This window comes from Fibrobacter sp. UWB13, assembly GCF_900177805.1.
Taxonomy (GTDB): domain Bacteria; phylum Fibrobacterota; class Fibrobacteria; order Fibrobacterales; family Fibrobacteraceae; genus Fibrobacter.
Map to the genome: position 1 here is coordinate 201,827 of NZ_FXAX01000002.1, position 20,304 is coordinate 222,130.

Below are 20,304 nucleotides of genomic sequence, written 5' to 3' on the forward strand. Positions count from 1 at the left end.
ATTCTAAACATATCCTCTTTTTGAGAATATGTTCAGAAAAAGCAATTACATATTATTGATAAAAAGTCCATAACGGAATATTCGTAATGGAGATGCCCGATCATCCCCGTCAAGCGAGGACAGGCGTCGGGCATGAGAGGCTTCGGCGGGCATGACAATGCTTACTTGATGCGGTGGCCGGTGAGGTCGAAGTGGCGGCCGTTTTTCTCGACAAAGAGCTTGTTGTTTTGGACGCGGAGGCGCGGGGAGGAGTTTTCGAGAGTGCGCACGGAGGAAGCGCGATTTGCGCGGATTCCGACGGTTTCTTCGCATTTTTCGCCTTCGCAGAATTCGAGCCAGTCGATGTTTACGTAGTTCCCGACGACGAGCATTTTAAGCACGTGTTCGCCCGCAGCAAGCTCGCCCACCTTGGCCTGGACGGCGCTATAGGTGGTCCAGTCTTCGCCTTGCGTAGCGATGATGCTATCGGAAACCGCCTTGTCATCGACAAAGAGCTGCACGCCAGCCTTCTCGGAAGCAGTCGCCATCTGCACGGCAACGCTATACGTTGCGGTCTTTTCGACGTTCACCGTGTATTCCATCCATTCGCCGGCTTGCGTGTAGCCAATGGCATGGCCCTTGGAGGCGTCCGCAGAATCAAGAGCAACAATGTCCACGGCGTCCTTGCGGTAGGCCTTGCCTTCGTTGTCGGTCGATTTGTCGTAGAACGAGACGCGGCTACCACCGAGGTCGTAATTTTCGGCCTGAATTTTTCCGGGGAGCGTTGCAGGCTTACCGGCGATGGCTTTTCCGTCTGCATCAAGGCCGCCAAACGGGTCCTGCTGCGGAGGCGTTGTTTCAACCGTATCGGCCCAGGCCATCTGCATGCGGTCCACACCGGACTGGTTCACTATCTGGAGCTTGGTGTTTACGCCTTCCCCGCTGCGCTTGGTCATGCTGTACCAGTCGCCATCACGGAGACCCGGCCAGTAGAAGCTGCCCATTTCCCATTCGCGGAGCTGATCGGACATGCCGCGAATGTAAGCGGTGAAGTAGTTGGTCGGAGCCTTGTTGTAATCCTGATAGTCGTAATGCACGCCCGCCTTGTCGCCAGGACTCATGGCGCCGCCCCATTCCGTGCAGACGGTGCGGTCGATGTACTTGCCAACCTTGCCCTTGAAGCTGTTTTTCCAGCCCTGTTCAGTGGTGATGCTCATGTTCCAGAACGTGTATTCGTGAACGGCAAAGAGGCAGCCTTCAAAGCGCGGGTCGTCAGCGATGTCCGGAACGTTCCAAGCGAGGCCGGAACCATCGAGCAAAATGTGGTCGCGCGGGACGTTCGGGAATTTCTTGAGCCAGTCCGCATAGAGATTGCGAAGGTCCGTCTTGTTATACATGTGCGGTTCGTTGAAAATTTCAAAGTAGGCGTTCGGATGGTCGCCGTATGTTTCGACGAGTTTCGCCCACATTTTCCACCAATCGTCCATGTTCTTGGGCCCCGCAGGCTGCGCAGGGCCCCAGTAGCCCATAGCCACTCGACCATGTTCAAGAGCAGCATCCAAAGCACCCGAATACATGTCAAAAGCTTTAAGAATGGTCGGTTCGTTCACCGGCATGCGCACGCTGTTTGTACCAAGCACTTCCTGGAACTGCCCGACAATACGGTCTGCAATGGCATAAGCCGATTCATGATTGTCGGAAAGGCTTAAGCCCGAAAGCACAAGAACGTCCGAGACGAAGTTGTCGCGCTTATCCGCCCAGTTGACTCCGCGGAATTGGCTTGTAACGGCGAATGAGTTTGCGCAAAGAAGAAAAGCTAAACCAAGAACTCTCTTTTTCATGAGATCCTCCCTTTTTTATTAACCTACTATCCCCACCCATAAATATATGCTATTGGATGTGGAATGTCGTATGCGTGAATGCAAGTTGTTTTGTCAATTTATCAATAGGAAAAAGCCCAGGGCTACGAGAGCCCCAGGCTTTGTGAGTGAGGAGGAAAGTGTGTAAGGTGCCCCCGGAATAAATCAGGGGAGACATAACACGAAAAAGCCCGGGGCTACGAGAGTCCCAGGCTTTGTGAGTGAGGAGGAAAGTGTGTAAGGTGCCCCCGCAACAAGTGCGGGGTGACAAGTTTAATGGACAGTGAGTTTCATGGTCTTTTGCATGGAGCCGCTCTTGACGATGGCAAAATACATGCCCGGTGCAAGAGGTGCGCCAACGCCAAATTCTGCGAGACCGTCGCCGTGACCGCACTGCGTACCGATGAACTTGCCGTTCACACCAACGAGATGGACAACGTAATCATTAGCCGGTGCATTCACCATCAGCGCAATGGATGCGTGAGAGTACGGCACGCGACTTACGGAGAGCGAAGCATTACGCATGACCGGCATTGCAACAGATGTCGGGTCGGCTTCAAGATTGTACCAGTCTACGTTGCCAAGGTAAGTGTCTTCGCCAGTGTACGTGAACGTGAGCTTTTGCTTGCCCGCCGGGAGCGTAATCTTCGTAGTTGCTTCATACCAATCGTTCCAGCCCTTAGACTTTGATGGGTCAATGGAGAGCGTTCCGAGAATCTTGCCCGTAGAATCCGTGACCGTGATGACACTTTCTTTTTCGGAGCCTGTGGCAACGCGACCCGTCAAGACGTAGCTACCTGCAGCCGGGACATTTATGTAGTACTGAGTCCAATCGCCATCGTTAATCCAGCCAATGTTCGGAGTGCCAAGAGAATCTTCTTCAATTTGCACGCCGTCCATAGCCACATAGTTTTCAGCCTGAATTTTGTCCGTAATTTCGAGCGGTTCGAACGGAGCGTTCGTCACCTTGAGATTGCCATCGAATTCATAGACCTTACCAGCAACAGTCGCGGTAGAGTACTTGTTTGTACCCGAAACAACATTCAGCGTGCTACCCACGAGCGACTTGATGGCCACATACGTGAGCTTGCCGCCCTTCCATGCCATGGAATCAATTTCGAAACCACCGCGAGCGCGGATGCCCTTCACGGAGCCGTTTGCCCACTGCGACGGGAGAGCCGGGAGCAGGTTAATTCTGTTGTTGTGGCTCTGCATGAGCATTTCGTTCACGCCAGAGACTGCACCGAAGTTACCATCAATCTGGAACGGCGGATGCGCATCGAACAAGTTATTGTAAGTCTTGCTCGGCGTGAGAAGCATGCGAATCATTCTGTAAGCATGGTCGCCATCGTGCATGCGCGCCCAGAAGTTGATTTTCCAAGCAAGAGACCAACCGGTGGCATCATCGCCGCGCTGTTGCAGCGTAACGCCAGCGCCCTTGATTAAGTCCGGAGTTTCTTCCGGAGTAATCTGAGCACTCGGGAAAAGGCCGTACAAGTGAGAAATGTGACGGTTCTTGTTGTTCGGATCATCCCAATCTTGGAGCCATTCCGTAATTTGTCCGTACTTACCCGTCTTTGTCGGTGGGAGGCGCTTGACGGTTGCTTCCATCTTGGCACGGACATCTTCGTCAACGCCGAGAATCTTGGAAGCTTCAATCGTGTAGTTCAAAACGTCGCGGATAATCTGGTTGTCCATCGTCGGACCAAAGCAAACGTTATAGCCACCATGGTCATTTTCCGGGGAATCGCTCGGAGCGGTGACTAAATACTTGTTGCCCGTAGTCGGTTCTTCGACGAGGCTGTTTACGAAGAAGAGTGCAGCCCCCTTCATTGTTGAATAAACGTCCTGCAGGTACGCCTTGTCCGTCGGATTGTAGAGGAAGTGTTCCCAAAGGTGAGTCGTGAGCCAGCCAGCACCTGTCGGCCAAAGTCCCCACGCACCGTCAATCGGAGCAGAGCGGTTCCAAAGGTCGGTATTGTGGTGTTCTACCCAACCTTCATCCACGCCCCAGTGCACCTTGGCGGTCTTTTCGCCCTGCGGCACCATGGACTTGATTTTGTCAATGAGCGGCCAAACGCATTCTTCGAGGTTGCCGGATTCTGCCGGCCAGTAGTTCATTTCGAGGTTGATGTTGGTGGTGTACTTACTACCCCAAATCGGGTTTGTGTCCTTGTTCCAGATGCCCTGCAAGTTGGCCGGCTGCCCGCCCTTGCGAGAACTAGCGATGAGCAAATAACGACCATACTGGTAATGAAGCTCTACAAGAGACGGGTCATTTGTGGAATTGAAATTCTTGACGCGGGTGGAGGTGATGTCGCCTGCGCTCTTGTCCGCCGTACCGAGGTCCAGCTTGACGCGGTTGAAAATCGTCTGGTAATCCTTGAGATGTGCTGCAAGCAAATCTTCATAGGACTTCTTTGCAACCTTCGACATGATTTCGGATGCAATAGCACCCGGATCGCCACTCACATCGTTATAAGACTTGAAGTTTGTAGCGGTCGTGAGGATAAGCGTTGCGCTATTTGCGCCCTGCACGTTGATGTTGCCGTTGGATACAGAAACCGTGCCACCATCGGTAACAACAGTCAAGCGATTCTGAAACTTGATGGAATTGACCGTGACATCGTAAATGAGCGTGTTGCCGCTAGAGGTCATGCGGTTATTGCGATGCGGAGTCGTCATCGTTGCACCAAAGCTTACGGAGCCATCCTTATCGGCAGAGAGATGCACGACAATCACGTGATCGGGATAGCTTGCGAAATATTCACGGGTATGCTTGACGCCGCCCACCGTGTAGGTAGTCTTTGCGATTGCAGTCTTGAGGTCAAGTTCACGTCGGTAATTGGAAGAACCCTTGTGCGAAGTAGAAATCACAAGATCGCCCACCGGCTGGAAACTTGCAGGCCCCGGTCCAATCATGTACTGGCTCACGATGGATTCTGCCGTGCGATAGTCGCCACGCCATAAGGCGTCACGGGCATCTTTCAAATGGCTTGCCGCCCCCTGCTTGTTGTTATCGCCAGGGCCGCCCGACCAGACCGTACTTTCGTTAAGGCCGATGTAATCCTTTTCGACACCACCGTAGATGAGGCCACCCATGTAGCCGTTACCAATCGGGAGCGCATTCGTGAATTCGGAACCGGCATCACTATTGTACCACAGTGTAAGCGGATTGTCCGTTGTCGCGGCGACATTCGAAAAGGCTACGGCACAAGCTATTGCCGCAGAGCCAAGGATTCGGCTTGCTAAAGATTTCTTTGTTCTAAACATAGTGTTCTCCATTAACCCAAAACAACACCGTTTTCATAGATCCTATCGAGTTCTACGAACTCTCCAGGATGACAATTTTCCCTTATATAAAATACCCCTCGGAGAGGGGTTTTCATATAGGTTTGGAATTCTTCTCATTGATTTTTTATCAATAGAAAAGGGTCTCATCGACCAAAAATCTTTTTGAATGCAAAATGTACGTCATGCGGGCGGCATAAAAAAAGTCATCGCGGGGCGCTGTTGGAAGCCTCGCGATGACAGTTCTTCAATCGATTATTTCCTACTTCTTAACGGTGATGCGGAAAGCTTGGCCACCGTTCTTGGACTTCACGATATACACGCCAGAATTCTTGACGAGCCCAGACGTAATCGCATGGAGGTCTTCGACACCGCGAGTCGTAAACGCACCGACCTTCTTGCCCTGAGCATCAAAGACATTGTAGTTCTTTTCTGCGACAGAGAGGTCACGAATCTCGCCCGGGAGCGCTACAGGAATAAGCCCTTCCGTATCAGGATTTGCACCTTCCGTAATGTCCTTATCCGGCTGATTTTCGTAAATCTTGTTGATCTCGTCACGGCCGTATTTTGCAGGCGGAATTTCCTTGTTCCAGCCAAAGTTCGTGAAACCAAGCAGCGAGTATTCTGTCGGATCGTTCAACTGCTTACGAATCGGAGCTATGCGGAACTTGTGAGAGTATTCGCGATTGGCATTCAGGCGGTAAGCGTTGAGCGGTTCTGCGCCCCAAGAGTTGATGCCACCGACACCCATTTGGTGCAAGTCCACACGGAGCGTGATATCCTTGTCGCGCTTGAGTTCCCACGGGAGCTTTACATTAGTGAGCTGTTCCGGAGTGTAGTGCTGGGCGCTGAATTCCATGCGCGGGTTACCCACAATCATAAGGCCCTTGCCCGTCTTTTCGTTTGTAAGTGTCGCCCACTTCACATCGGTGCGCTGGCCCGTTTCGCCAATTTCCATGTACATGACGGTCATAGAGTCTGCATACGTCGAATAAAGTCCCATGAAGCTACCGCGGTTACGTCCGATGTAGTTTTCGTCCGGACCACGACCAAAGTAACGGACCTTTTCGTAACCACCAGGAACAGTGAAGAGCGTACCCACGTTCGGCAAATAGCTCTTGGACCCATCTGGATTGAGCGTGTATTCCACAACGATATCGCCACTGCCGTAAACCGTGTACGTAAGCTTCATGCGGGTGCTGCCGACATCCGGGAAACCGAAATTGAACGTCACCTGCGTTTCGCGAGCGGAAACTTCCTTGACTTCGGAAGTGACAGAGCGGTTATTGCTTGCCTTGCGCCATTCGCCATGGCCACGTTCCATGTTGAAGCCCTTGTCGTTATCAATCGGGGCGCGCCAGAAGTTCGGACGTCCGCCGTTCTTGATAATCGTATCGCCATCAAGAACGTAGCTTGCAAGCGTACCGGACTTTTCGTCAAACTTAATCTTGAAATCAGAGCCTTCAATCGTGAGACCATTGTTCTTAGTGACCTTGTGGGCCTCCATGGTGCTCACATCAATTTCAGTAGACCAGAGCTGGCCTAAATCAATGCCGAACTGTTCATGACCGATGCTGTAGCCCGCCTTAGCCCAGAGTTCATCTTTTTTGAGGCGGAAATCGATATCCAGGAAGTACTCGGCACCGACTGTCGTTTCAATCTTTGGCATGTCAATCGTCACGGTCTTTTTCTGGTTCGGACCGATATTCATCTGAGAACCATCAATCTTACCTTCCTTAATGACCTTGCCGTTTTCCTTAATCTGCCAGAAGGCATCGAGGAAGTCGCCAAGATTCTTGTAGAGGTAGCGGCTTTCAATTTCAATCTTGCCCTTTGCGGCGTCTACATTATGGACGCGCACCTGGCTGTACTGGTACTTGACTTCCCACATTTCCGGCTGGATTTTACGATCGGGGAACACGAGACCGTTAGCGCAGAAGTTGTCGTCGTTCTGCCAGTCGCCCCACATACCGCCAAATTCGAAGTACGGAGTTCCCTTGTGGCGCAGGCCCTGGTCAATGAAGTCCCAAATGAAGCCACCGAAAGAGCGCGGGTTACCGTAGAAGGCGTCCATGTATTCCTGTAAATCACCCACAGAGTTACCCATTGCGTGCTCGTATTCGCACAACATAATCGGCTTGTTGGCATCGCGATAATTCTGGACAGCATCTGGACCAAAGTACATCCAGCTGTTCACATCGGCATTGTTCCAGTCGCCTTCGTAATGCACAAAGCGCGTAGAGTCGATTTCATGAGCACGCTGACGTTCCGAGGCGAACACGTTACCGTTACCGGCTTCGTTACCGAGAGACCAAAGAATAATGGACGGATGGTTTTTATCACGCTGCACCATGGAATTCATGCGGTCCACAGCCGGAGCGCGCCAATCATCGCTATTCTTCGGAAGATCGTTGTTGGCACCGTGGCTTTCGACGTTCGCTTCGTCAATCACGTAAATACCGTACTTGTCGCAGAGATCATACATCACCGGATTGTTCGGATAGTGAGACATACGGAGCGCGTTGATGTTGAAGCGCTTCATGAGGATAATGTCTTTTTCCATACGATCGTAAGTCACAGCACGGCCGTTATCCGGATCAAGTTCGTGACGGTCCACACCATGGAACTTCACAGGCATGCCGTTTACGAGCAAACGCGGAGCGCCATTTTCTTTCTTGATTTCAATCTTGCGGAAGCCAATCTTGTTACTTTCAACCTGGAGAATCTTGCCGTCAGCATCCTTGAACGTGAGCACTGCGGTATAGAGGTCAGGCGTTTCAGCAGACCAGCGCTTCGGAGAAGAATACGGAATTTCGAAGTGGACGCTCTTTTCGGCACCATTCGGACCAATGCCGGAAACCTTCTGGGAAGTCGGCTTAATTACTTCGGCACCGGAAGCATCGTACAAAGAAAGTTCCACGGTGTAATCACCAGACTGCTTGCCCGTAGAATTGTAAATCCAAGCGGTCGTCTTTAAGAGACCATCCTTGTAGTTGTTCGTAAGAGTAGCATCAATCTGGAAGTCCTGAATATGGACCTGCGGCACAGCGTAGATATACACATCGCGCATAATACCGGAAAGACGGATAAAGTCCTGGTCTTCGAGCCAAGAACCGTCGCACCAGCGGAACACCTGCACAGAGATGTTGTTTTCGCCCTTGCGGAGGTACTTATTGATATCGAATTCATGACCCGTGAAAGTATCTTCACTGTAGCCGACATAATTGCCGTTCACCCATACATAGTAAGCGGATTCAACACCTTCAAAGTGCAAACGGATGCGCTTGCCGTCCCAAGTTTCGGGAACCGTGAACGTACGGCGATAATGACCAACCGGGTTAAAATCCGTCGGAGCATACGGTGCAGAAACGCGGTTGTTCTGGGACCACGGATAAATAACGTTCGTGTAAATCGGATGATCGTAGCCTAAAAGCTGCCAAGAACTCGGAACCTTGATTTTATCCCACTTGGAAACATCATAGTTGTCCTTGTAGAAATCATTGTTACGCTGGCTAGGCTTATCGACATGGAAGAATCTCCACTCACCCGAAAGCGTCTGGTACCATTCCGAAGCGTGACGGTCACCCTTCACAGCTTCTTCGACTGTCGTATATGGCATCGAAGTCACGTGCGGATTCAACCTGTTCACACCAAAAATTCTTGGCTTGCCATTCCATTCATCGTTGGGCTGGGCAAACAAAGATACTGCGGACAATAGTCCAGCAGACAAAACCAAAGACAAACTAGAACCAAAGTTCATAAGTCCTCCCTTATCATATTCCTAATTCAAAAATACCCCCAAAAAGAGGGTATTTTACAAGTGATTTTGCTAGTTTCGTGGATATATTGTCAAAGGGAGGGGTGTTTTTAGAGCCTTTTATGTTGCAATTTGGAATATTCTTCCGCAAAAGCACTCTTGCTCGGGTCCCATTCTTCGCCGGTCCATTCTCTTACGTAATTTGCTGTTTCTTCGAAATCAATGCAATGGTAAAATGCGCCATCGCGGACTTCGCCGTGGCCAATCCCCCACTCTATCATGTCTTCGGACTGCCAGTCAATTTTGAAAATGAGCCCGTCTTTCGCCATTTTTTCGTAAATAGGAATCGGCGGCAAATCTTCCGTATCAAAAGAAACCTTTCCGCTTAATATGGCACGCAATTCAAGGCCCTCGCCATTTTCGTTCTCACGGGCATCATTTTCGGCGTATTCGGGGAGAACCCTCGCAAGCGAAAAATTCCCATCGCCTTCGCCATAGAGCTTGATGAACTTTTCAATCTGTTCATCGTCCATCGTAATATAATTATAGACTGAAAACATGAAGGACCTCCTGATAGCGTAAAAGTTAGTCCGGGAAATGTGCAAGATAAGCGTCTTTCAGCACATCGTCATGAGAATCGATGATTCGTTTCAGTTCGGGGATTAAGGATTCCACATCACTTCCGTTCTTCAACGATTCCTCGATAGGAAGCAACGATTCGTCACGAGTCTTTTTGTAGAGAAGGTCGATTAGTTCCTGAGCACTAGAGCTATCAAGCGTAAGGTCTTCGGAATGGTCCAAAGCATAGCACTCATACACAGATTCCAACCCCTCGACGGAACACCCTGCAGAGTTATCGTCCAGCCAAAGGATGAAATACCGACAAACTTCCTTGCCGTCCTTATTTTTGCAGTAAAATTCACGCCGCCAGTACGTGACATCGACTTCCATTTCGTTTCCGCAATGTGGGCATGTGTCATCAGATGGGATCGTAGAGCAAACCTTGACGAAATTCAGGCGTAAGTCCCCTGCGACCTCTGCAAAATTCGGACTCATTGTAGATTCCTTTCCGCATTCAGAACACGAGACACTAACCTCTTCAGAAAAGACGAAAATTTCATCGTTTGACATAATGAACCTCCTTTATTGCTTTTGAATGGTTATAATATAGATACCGTATGCGACAAATGGAGACTGAATTATACAAGTTCCTTCAATCGTTCTTCAACATCTTCTAATTCAGCATATGTACCTACTAACCCAATTGACGCTCCTTCACCTTTTTCTTCGGCTTCTTTAATTGTCCGCTTTAGGATTTCTCTTAGTTCAAGTAAATCTTTTTTGGACATTGTCGGAACATAATTTGCCATAAGAACCTCCTCGATTTTTGAAGTCAGTCAGAATTCATTTGAATGGCTATAATATAGATTCAGCATACGACAAATAAAGACGCATTCGTGGATTTATATTACTTTGCAAGGCGGTCGACCCTACCGCAGATTTCGAGAAAAATCTATATTATGGACATGGCTAAATCGAGTAACAACCCGGCATACGCAATCATGAGAGAATACCCGGTCGGCGGCCAACTCGTCGTTTACGCATCGCCCCGCAGGGAACCCCTGCAAAAAATTCTGGACGACTCCCCCGAGTTGGGCACCATCGTAAAAAAGGATTTCGGTTTCGACATCTCTGGAATCGATAAATTCTACAGCGTCAATATCAAGATCTTGCCCGAATACGAGCAATATTCTTGCGATGCAGGAAAATACTTTCTCGATTACGCGGACGCCTCAAAGCTCGCAACCGGTGAAGAAGAGATTATGGCTCCGGACACACCGCCTCTCGTTTTTGAGGTCGTCGTGATCAGAGTTGTGCAATAAAAGATTACTTTTTATTTCTCATAAAGCTTTTCCGCCTGCTGCAAAAGAGTCTGGTTAAACTCTATCGGCTGGCGGACAATCTCGCGGAACAAAGCCTCAAGACGCAGATCATCAACATTGCCCAAGTTCCCCTTGATGTATTCCACCCAGTCCAAGAGGGCGTCAATTTTGAAGCACAAAAGCCACTTGGCATTTTTCCATGCCTTCCAATCAAATACCCGATTGGAACGGAACAGATTCAAACCCAGCGCATAATTCGCCGACTGTGTTTTTACGAAATCCGTGACATATTCCATCCGGTCAAATCCATTGGTCGTTGACGGGCCGACAGAATCTAGGTAATAGAGGGCAATCATGTTAGCCAAAGGCTCCTCAACCCATGTTTTCAGACAATAAAGGCCCGACGTTGGAGCATCCATAATAGCATGCCCCAGCTCGTGAACCAAGGTCAGAGCCGTAGTGTATTTTGAATCCTGCCATTTCTGATGCTGGTTGCGAATTTTTTCGTATGAGACCCAAATTTCTGGTCCCTGGTCCTGAAACTCGCCCTTAGGGAGGTAGAGGCCGATGGGATCACCCCTATCTACTAGAGCCGTTTCTAGTTTCCAAAACCGATCTTCATCCACGATATCATGGAGTTTACGTAAATCATCGGAAACGCCACAATCAATCGCCAGGCCCTTTTGGTTGATGGTCTTTTCACTGACGAAAAAAATAGGGATTTCGAGGGCCTTGCTGTAGATGCCGTAACCGCACTCTTCTTCAGCAGGAGCTATAATGTGCTTTTCAAAATACATAAGCATATCGTCTGACGGCATAACCGTCTCTGACGTGCCTGGCTCTTGTTGGAATTTGATTTTGTTCACGAATTTTGGCTTTGGCATTAGATATGCTTCACTTTTTTCTTGGGGTAATATATATAAAATTTATGGGTATACAAAAAAGCCTCCGCGGAGCTATTTGGGGCGGCACGGGAGCTATTTCGTTAGAGATACGTTCAAGGCGATAATTTCTTTTTCATGTTCAAAACAGAGCGATTTGATGATACATTTTGCATCAACTATTCAAAAAAAACTTCAATCGCTCAATAAACGCATCTTCGGCATCCGCAACAGAATATTTGGAGTCCAACACAGAACAATCATCCATCCCTTTATAAATTCCATCAACCATAAACTTTGCTTTACTACCATCATGCACACGATATTCTTCAGTTAAGCCATAAAGACTCGCTTGATTTTTTTCCAACACCTTTTGAGAAAGCGGGTATATCAAACCGCAGCGGATGTCTTTCACGCCCCGTTCTCTATAATAGCCTGCATAGGAATGTATTTGAAAAAGGTCTTCTCTATCAACATCGCTATATTTTTTATAAACTCCATCCATTCTCTTGAATTTGGCATCTAGTACAGCAATACAACTTCCATCATCTTTCCGCAAAACAAAATCGGGACGATTTTCACGTTTAAAGAAACAATCCTGATACAAGTTTATTTTTTCTTGAGCAGAAACACTCCAACCATCTAATCTTGTTTGCAACAGATGTTCCAAATAAACTTCCCAAAGCGAAGCCACATCTAATAAATACCCCGAAGCAATTGCACTGTCCTTCGCATCCGGCAGGATGGCATTATGCCTTATTACAATTTCTGCAAATTTCAACGTTTGCTTAAAATCTGCAAACATTGGATTGTTTAACACTCGGTGCGTTTGAGCTTTCAGAATAGTTTGTTGCGAAGGAAATTTTCCTGAGTAAGATGCATTTAACTCATTCTTTATTAAGTTTAATCTCTTAAAATTCTTCTCTATTTCGCCTCTGCATGCTTTTAAAGCAGTAAAAAGAACATCTACAACACACTGAACATAATGCCGCTCATTTTTTTGTGACGAGATTCGTCCCATAAACGGAAAATCTTTTTTGATATAGTTCTGGATATCTAAGCCACCGTGAACTTTTATATCATGATACCGTTGCTTAGAATATTCTTGAGGAAGCCCCATGACAGAAGCACGCTGCAAAGAGCTTAAAAAGAGATATTCTATCAGCGGAAAATCACTGTGATCTTTTCTTTCGCCATTATCTTCAGTTTTATCAATATAAATATGATTTGCGTAATTGAGCATCTGTTCATACAGAGCATTACTGCAATCCGGTTTTATATTAAACAAAACATCGCCATAGGAAATACGACCAGCATACAAGCCAGTCTTAACATAGAACTCATCTACATCATTTTTTCTTCTTTTTTCTATAGCAAGAACAAGCCTATCGTCTTCGGATTCAACATTACTATTCAATAGAAAATCCTGCCGAAATGATACAACAGCAACATCTCGTTCTGCCGTTATTCGACCCAAAGAAAGTGCTGATTTTTCCGCAAGATTTTTTAATTTAGTTGAAGAAACGCTTTCTGGCTTTTCAAAATGGAAATTTTGATTAACGGACGCATCTATTATTTCCATACTATCACTGCTTTGGATTTTTTTCAACTATTTCTTTTACAAAAACATTTCTTGCATCGCTAAGCTTTTTTTCTAGTTTTCCTTCTTCAGGGCACAAGCTACGTAAATATTCTTTTAGTGTAGGTTTCAAATAACCATCAAACAATTCTTCCTTATGGACCTTCTTTATGCTATTTTGCCTACATACATCCTTTATTTTAAGAAAATTAGCATGTCCAAACTCAAAAGATGCACCTAACTCCAATTTACTAGACACATCCTGTTTCACTTTTTGCATATCTTCATCAGACAATCCCTGACTTTCTTTCGGTTCACAACCTGAAATGCAATAATTCAGTTTGGCGCAAGAAATAATAAATTTGTCTACATTTCCCAATACAATATTATCACGAATAACGCTATAATCGCAATCCATCCTCACCCATTTAAATCGGCGACGCAAAGCCAAATCAAAGGCATCAATACTTTTATCAACGTCATTCATCATGCCAATAAATCGAATGTTTCGAGGAACGCCAAATTTTCCTTTATACTTTTCCTCTTCTTCATAGAAGATTTCGGAATTTGCACTATTCCGTTCTAATTCAGAGTATTGAGTTTCTATTAAATGACGTTGTTCTTTAGCATCATTTTCGATCTTACGGAAATCTCGATAACCTGATTCTAACAGAGACAAAGTTTCACCAAAAACAGCCGAAAGATTTGCTCGATTTATTTCATCCGCAACAAAATAATACTCTTCAGATAAGTTTCCTTTAGCTTTTTTACAAAAATTCTTAAATTTGCCATTTACTAATTTTAAATTGACAGATTCATTACTTATTCCAATAGGCTTTATACCCTCGATAAAGTCTTCATAAGAATATGACGGATGAAATTGCACCCAACAAACATGCTCTTCGTAATTGTCTTCAAATTTCTTTTTCAAATATTCCTTAACATGATAAGTCTTACCCGTTCCTGGAGCACCATAAAAGATTACATTTGGAGAATCTTCCGTCGGATAAATTCTATTACTTGAAAACTGAACCCATGTAGGAAATGCTTTTAAAAGAAAAATTTTATCTTTTCTCGGATCGTTAGTTCCATCAGAACCTGTATTTGAAACAAGAGGCTTCAATTTTTCGTTTAATTCAGCATTCATTTCTAGCCAAGAGCCTTTTTTTAATTGCAGCTGGCATTTTTCTTTCAAGATTCCACAACAAGATTTAAACTTTCCAACAGATGGTATAAAAGAACATTCATTATCAAATATGGAAGCAATTCTATTTATTCTTGCTTCGAAATTGGAAGCTTGTTTATTTCTTCCCTTATTAAAGAGGTTCGTTAAATTTTTTTGTAAAGACTGGAAAGTTTCTTTATCGCATTTCTCTACAAAGACCTTTATTTTTTCCAAACTTTCTTGATCCAAATCATTAATTACAGCACCATCACCTCTCGCAGAGCATATAGAATTGTCATAAACAAGGTCTTTCCAATCTTTAGGTTCATATTCTTTTGCTTTATTACGAACCTCATTCCACTTTTCGTATATATTCCATGGATATTCTGAATCAGGACATAACAGAAAATCCTGAAATAAATTTTGCAGTTCTTCGTTAATTTCTTCGCTCATTTTCTCTTACTCCTGACAGTTTTTCCTGAAGTATTCCCAGATGCGGACCATTGCGAGGGTGTCGACTTCGCAGTATTTGAGGGATGCCTGACGGATTGCTTCGGTATGCAGCTTGTTGAAGCGACCGGCTTGCAGCATCACGTAATCGAGCTTGCTGATGCCACCGCAGTTGATTTGTTTTTCATCGTTCCAGATGTCGGAATCGTCGAAATCGGCAGGGAACTTGTTTGCATCAACATTCGCGGCAAACTCTTTTAACATCGGCAAATTATGGTAGGGGTCCATATCGTCGCCGTAATGGTCGCGGAAATAAGTCTCATCACTAGCCAAAATGGCAGGAAACACCTGCTTGATGGAATTGGAACTCCCCATCATCGGATGGTAGAAGTATTTTTGAGCGACCGCCTTCAAATCCAACATATCACGGGGTCCTGCAGTAAACGGATACTTACAACTTCCCGTCGGGTGCGTAATTTTTTCAATAAAGCGAACCAGCTCGTCCTTGTCGGATTCGTCTGATTCTATCAACTGCTCTCGAATAGCGTTGAGAATAATATTTTCATGTTCTGCATAACGGAAGATTGTTCCGTCATCATTGTCCAGTTGTTTTTTCAGTTCACGGACAAATTTAAAATTCGGATTTACTCCCGCCTCTAGCGAAATGAACTCTCCCCCACGCCCTTCTTTGTGTTCATAATGTCCATCCTCATAACAGACATGGTGAGAGAACTGGTAGGCAACTTCTTCGTTCGGGCGCGAGCCCTTGAACAGCGGGACAGCACCTTGATAAGTTTCAAAATCGATAAAATGCAGCGGATAGGTCCACTTCGCCATTTCAGCTTTCGCGGCAGCCTTCAAGAAAGTCGGAGCCACTTCACCGGTCTTTACGCTGTGAACATGCAAGAAACGCAGGTCATTATCCGAAAGTTTCGTGCGTTTTTGGAACGCTTCAGGAGTCGCATCTTCAGCAGGAACATATTCGTATTCGTTGATATCGGTCAGGAGAAGCATTTTCTGTTCAAGCCAGCCATTGCCCTTGAGACTTGGCGGCAGTCCCTTTGAACCACCCTTGACATCTACAATGCAAGGTTTCCCTGCAATATCAACTCCAAGCATATCCTTGAAGAACTCTGCACGACCATCTTTCTTGCCAGCTTTGCGTTCCTCGTCTGTGGCATAGAACGGGCACTTGAAATTTTTCACATCAACTTTACAGAGGCTATAGTCCTTGCGGTTGTTGACATACATGTCCGTAACTTTTTCGACAAAATCCACAAAACAACCATTAAATTTTTCATTAGCAATTTCAGGAATTTCATCATTGATAATCTTGTCACAGAGTTCATCCACATCGATAACGCGGGCAATGTTATTTTTGCCCTGCAATTTTTCACGAATGTCCGAAGCACATTCTACTTCGCGATGACCATCCTTGAACTTAATCTGTAACAGCGAGCTCAAAGAATCAACATCGCTTACGGCATCCGTGTTTACAAGCATCAGCTTGGCACGAACTTTGAGGTGCGAATATTCCTCAAAGAACTTGGTAAACTGCTGCACCACGTATTTCTGGAATGTAACATCCAAAATCTTATCTAGGTAATCCGATTTGAACTTGCCGCCGCGACCGTCAAAAGAATACAGCGGATCATCGGCACCAATCCCCTTCGACTTGACTTCAATAATTTCGAGGGTATCGCCCCGCTTGTGCAAGATATCGACATAGACCAAGAAGTTGTTCGTGCCAAAGGCGGCTTCAGCCACATCGGCATTTTCCATACGGAGAAAGCGCATCGTGTCTACAAGGGTTTTCATCTGGGCAGGAACCGGCGAAAGCGTCGGATCCCTGCGGATGATGTTCTCGTCGGGAACGCCCTCGTAAACGCGGGCAAGTGCACCAAACTGGTCGCCCACTTCGGCAATGCCATCGACTCCATCAAAGTGGTAGGCGTAGTCTTTGGAATTGCGGTAGTAATACGCATACATCGCACATTCTACCGCCTGGTTGAACGCCGACTTGGTGAACTTTTTCTCGTGATACTTGTTGTCGAGCATAATACCTTCGTTTTAATTAGTCCGTCAAAAATTAGTTAAAAATTATTCTTTGTACCACTTTGGGGGATTATCTTCCAAGGGTGAGCCAGTAAACATATCGGACATATCGTCCACATTGCCGACATCCCACTTGGAAATATCACCTTTAAACTTAGAATAAAAGAACAAGTAACTCATATCAGTTATTCGGGACACATCTATAAAATTCAGATCACATTCATTTCCAGACTTTGCAATAGCCGCATCAATTAAAGCTGCCAAATGATTGCTATTTTGAGCAACTACTTTCTTTCCAGAAATATCATAAATTTCCCATTTGGGTAATTTTTTTTCGTAAATAGACTTTTCAAACGTCTTATTGACCTTACAATCCAAAGACACATGCCATGTATCGATATTTCCCTGAAATTTAGATCCGAAAAACATGCGCATCATATCGTTAACATTAGACACATTCCATTTACTAATATCACCATTAAAATCAGAATCCTGAAACATATAACTCATGTTTGTGACTTTTGACACGTCCCATTCGCTAATATCACCATTGAAACCACAATCTTCAAACATATAACGCATGTTTGTGACATTAGAGACATTCCATTTGCTAATATCGCCATTAAAATCAGAATTTCTAAACATATCCTGCATATTTACAACATTAGACACATCCCATTTACTGATATCACCATTAAATTGGACAAGAGCACTATCATTAAATAGCTCACTCATATCGGTAATTTTAGACACATCAATGAAATTCAAATCACAATTCTTTCCATTCTTTTTAATGGCGACCTTTATTAATTTCCTTAAATCATCTCGATTTTTTGCGACAACCATTTTTTGTGCAGCAGTCTTTTTCGCAGCCACCTTTGGGGCTTCTGCAGATTTTTTAGGAGCAGGAGCCTTTTTCGCTCCAACAGCCTTTTTTACCTGTTTCTTTGCTTTTGCTTGTTCAGTCATATTTACCAGCCTTTTTTCTTTCGCATTTTGGGTCATCGTTAAAATTATTCCTTGTACCACTTTGGAGGATGCTTTTCCAAGGGAGAACCCGCGAACATATCATACATACTTACATCATCTGACACCTTCCATTTACTGATATCGCCATTGAATTGAGATTCACTGAACATACAGCTCAAATCCTCAACATTTGACACATCCCATTTGCTGATATCACCATTAAATGGAGTTTCTCTAAACATATCATTCATATCCGTAACATTAGATACGTTCCATCGACTGATATCGCCATTAAATGGAGAACACGCAAACAACGAACTCATATCGGTTATTTGCGACACATCAATAAAGTTCAAGTCACATTCGTTTCCATTTTTCACAAGAGCCGCATAAATCAAAGCTTCCAAATGATTTCTGGTTTGTGCAACGACTTTCTTTTCAGATATGTCAAATATTTTCCATTTGGGCAATTTGTTTTCATTAACAGACCTTGCTAACAAACCGTAAACATTACATTCTAAGGAAACATTCCATTTATCAATATTCCCCTGAAATTCAGAATTTTCAAACATTTCACACATATCTGTTACATTGGAAACATCCCATTCGCTGATATCTCCATTGAATGGAGACTCCCAAAACATATGGCGCATATTTGTGACGTTCGAAACATCCCATTTGCTGATATCACCATTAAATTCGCTTTCATAAAATAAGATTTCCATATCCGTAACTTTGGACACATCGATGAAATTCAAATCACAATTTTTTCCATTCTTTTTAACAGCTGCTTTTATCAACTTCTTTAAATCATCCTTATCTTTAGCAACAACCGTTTTTTGAGCAACGGTCTTTGATGCAGCAGCGTGCTTTGGGGTTGCAGTTGCCTTTGGAGACGTCGTAGTCTTCTTGGTTGCAGTAGTCTTTTTAGCAGTAGTTGTCTTTGCTTTTGTTTGTTCAGTCATATTTACCAGCCTTTTGCTTTCGCATTTTTGTTATAGTTAAACTTTATTCCTTGTACCACTTGGGAGTCTTCTTTTTCAGGGGAGAATCCGCAAACATATCGGACATATCAACATTTTTCGACACGTTCCATTTATCAAGATTTCCTTGAAATTTAGAAGATGCGAACATTTCACTCATTGTCTCAACGTTTGACACATCCCATCCGCTGATATCACCATTAAAAATGGAATTTTTAAACATAAGCTTCATGTTTGTAACATTCGACACATTCCATTTACTGATATCACCATTGAATTGCGATTCTCGAAACATATGACTCATATCTGTAACGTTTGACACATCCCATTTACTGATATCGCCATTAAAATCCTTATAACAGAACAAGCTTTCCATATCGGTAATTTTAGACACATCGATAAAATTCAAGTCACACTTATCACCATTTTTCGTAATAGCCGCACGAATCAAAGCGTCCAAATGATTTCTGTTTTGAGCAACGACATTTTTTGCAGAGACGTCAAAGATTTTCCATTTTGGAACATATTCTTCATTATCAGATCCATAAAACAATTCCGATACATTACATTCTAAAGAAACATTCCATTTATCAATGTTCCCCTGAAATTTGGAATTTGCAAACATATTGCGCATATCCGTAACATTCGACACATTCCATTTGCTAACATCTCCATTAAATTCTGAGCCATCGAACATGCCGGTCATATCAGCAACTTTTGATACATCCCATTTACTGAGGTCGCCATTAAATTGCGTTTCACTGAACATGTTGGACATATCAGTCACATTTGAAACATCCCATTTACTGACATCGCCATCAAATTGAGAGTTACAGAACATGCTAGACATATCAGTCACATTTGAAACATTCCATTTGCTGATATCGCCATTAAAATTCGAATATTGAAACAGGCAACTCATTATAGAGACATTCGACACATTCCATTTACTAATATCACCATTAAACGCAGATTCTTCAAACATCTGTTGCATATTAGAGACATTTGAAACATCCCATTCGCTGATGTCTCCATTGAAAGGCGTTCTCAAGAACATTCCCATCATGTCCTTTACCTTGGAAACATTCCATTTGCAAACATCACCGTTAAAAGCAGACCATGCAAACATGGCTTTCATATTTACAACATTTGACACATCCCATTTGCTGATATCACCATTAAATTCGCTATTCGCAAACAAATCGCTCATATCCGTAACTTTAGATACGTCAATGAAATTCAAATCGCAATTTTTGCCATTCTTTTTAATAGCGGCTTTTATCAATTTAGTTAAATCATTTTTGTCTTTAGCAACAACCGTCTTTTGTTCAGCGGTCTTTTTGGCAGCTGTAGTTTTCTTAGTTTCTACAGTTTTCTTGGCAGTAGTTGTCTTTTTAGTGGCAGTAGTCTTTTTCACTTGTTTAGTTTCTTTTGTTTGTTCTTTCATATTTAC

The 20,304-nt window shown here is 44.6% G+C and carries 14 protein-coding genes; 1 reads left to right on the top strand and 13 read right to left on the bottom strand.

The annotated features are described in order from the left end of the window. Positions 1 to 161: 161 nt before the first annotated feature. The 6 genes from B9Y77_RS10650 to B9Y77_RS16005 all read right to left on the bottom strand — a co-directional run bounded on the left by B9Y77_RS10650 (position 162) and on the right by B9Y77_RS16005 (position 10,256). Positions 162 to 1,820 (bottom strand): carbohydrate-binding protein, encoded by a 1,659-nt coding sequence (locus B9Y77_RS10650; RefSeq protein ID WP_085491607.1) that lies wholly within the window; start codon positions 1,818 to 1,820, stop codon positions 162 to 164. 291 nt (positions 1,821 to 2,111) lie between these two features. Further along, the gene (locus tag B9Y77_RS10655) at positions 2,112 to 5,111 is read right to left on the bottom strand and encodes a glycosyl hydrolase family 95 catalytic domain-containing protein (protein WP_085491608.1); all 3,000 of its coding nucleotides are present in this window, start codon (positions 5,109 to 5,111) and stop codon (positions 2,112 to 2,114) included. Positions 5,112 to 5,391: 280 nt separating this feature from the next. Beyond that, on the bottom strand, positions 5,392 to 8,889 hold the full coding sequence (locus B9Y77_RS10660; protein ID WP_085491609.1) for a beta-galactosidase, LacZ type: 3,498 nt from the start codon (positions 8,887 to 8,889) through the stop codon (positions 5,392 to 5,394). A gap of 107 nt (positions 8,890 to 8,996) precedes the next feature. After that, positions 8,997 to 9,446 carry a hypothetical protein gene (locus B9Y77_RS10665; RefSeq protein WP_085491610.1) on the bottom strand — a complete coding sequence of 150 codons (450 nt, stop codon included), beginning with the start codon at positions 9,444 to 9,446 and terminating at the stop codon, positions 8,997 to 8,999. Between the two features lie 25 nt (positions 9,447 to 9,471). Beyond that, positions 9,472 to 10,017 (bottom strand): hypothetical protein, encoded by a 546-nt coding sequence (locus B9Y77_RS10670; RefSeq protein ID WP_085491611.1) that lies wholly within the window; start codon positions 10,015 to 10,017, stop codon positions 9,472 to 9,474. 68 nt (positions 10,018 to 10,085) lie between these two features. Next, positions 10,086 to 10,256 carry a hypothetical protein gene (locus B9Y77_RS16005; protein ID WP_176221752.1) on the bottom strand — a complete coding sequence of 57 codons (171 nt, stop codon included), beginning with the start codon at positions 10,254 to 10,256 and terminating at the stop codon, positions 10,086 to 10,088. Between the two features lie 156 nt (positions 10,257 to 10,412). Between B9Y77_RS16005 and B9Y77_RS10675 the strand changes: the two genes are divergently transcribed. Then, positions 10,413 to 10,769, top strand: coding sequence for a hypothetical protein (locus B9Y77_RS10675; RefSeq protein ID WP_139829304.1), 357 nt, complete (start codon positions 10,413 to 10,415; stop codon positions 10,767 to 10,769). 11 nt (positions 10,770 to 10,780) lie between these two features. Here the strand turns inward: B9Y77_RS10675 and B9Y77_RS10680 are convergent, their stop codons facing one another. From B9Y77_RS10680 to B9Y77_RS16235, 7 genes are all read right to left on the bottom strand, one after another. Continuing rightward, the gene (locus tag B9Y77_RS10680) at positions 10,781 to 11,587 is read right to left on the bottom strand and encodes a hypothetical protein (RefSeq protein ID WP_254900005.1); all 807 of its coding nucleotides are present in this window, start codon (positions 11,585 to 11,587) and stop codon (positions 10,781 to 10,783) included. Between the two features lie 238 nt (positions 11,588 to 11,825). Next, positions 11,826 to 13,232: a 5-methylcytosine restriction system specificity protein McrC gene (locus B9Y77_RS10685; protein ID WP_085491614.1), complete on the bottom strand. Its 1,407-nt coding sequence runs from the start codon at positions 13,230 to 13,232 to the stop codon at positions 11,826 to 11,828. Positions 13,233 to 13,236: 4 nt separating this feature from the next. After that, positions 13,237 to 14,847: an McrB family protein gene (locus B9Y77_RS10690; protein WP_073424869.1), complete on the bottom strand. Its 1,611-nt coding sequence runs from the start codon at positions 14,845 to 14,847 to the stop codon at positions 13,237 to 13,239. 6 nt (positions 14,848 to 14,853) lie between these two features. Next, positions 14,854 to 16,902 (bottom strand): DUF2779 domain-containing protein, encoded by a 2,049-nt coding sequence (locus B9Y77_RS10695; protein ID WP_085491615.1) that lies wholly within the window; start codon positions 16,900 to 16,902, stop codon positions 14,854 to 14,856. Between the two features lie 42 nt (positions 16,903 to 16,944). Continuing rightward, positions 16,945 to 17,868, bottom strand: a complete 924-nt coding sequence (locus B9Y77_RS10700) for a BspA family leucine-rich repeat surface protein (protein ID WP_139829305.1) — start codon at positions 17,866 to 17,868, stop codon at positions 16,945 to 16,947. A 44-nt stretch (positions 17,869 to 17,912) separates the two neighbouring features. Continuing rightward, positions 17,913 to 18,833 (bottom strand): BspA family leucine-rich repeat surface protein, encoded by a 921-nt coding sequence (locus B9Y77_RS10705; RefSeq protein ID WP_085491616.1) that lies wholly within the window; start codon positions 18,831 to 18,833, stop codon positions 17,913 to 17,915. Positions 18,834 to 18,876: 43 nt separating this feature from the next. Continuing rightward, positions 18,877 to 20,298 (bottom strand): BspA family leucine-rich repeat surface protein, encoded by a 1,422-nt coding sequence (locus tag B9Y77_RS16235; protein WP_254900006.1) that lies wholly within the window; start codon positions 20,296 to 20,298, stop codon positions 18,877 to 18,879. Positions 20,299 to 20,304 lie beyond the last annotated feature (6 nt).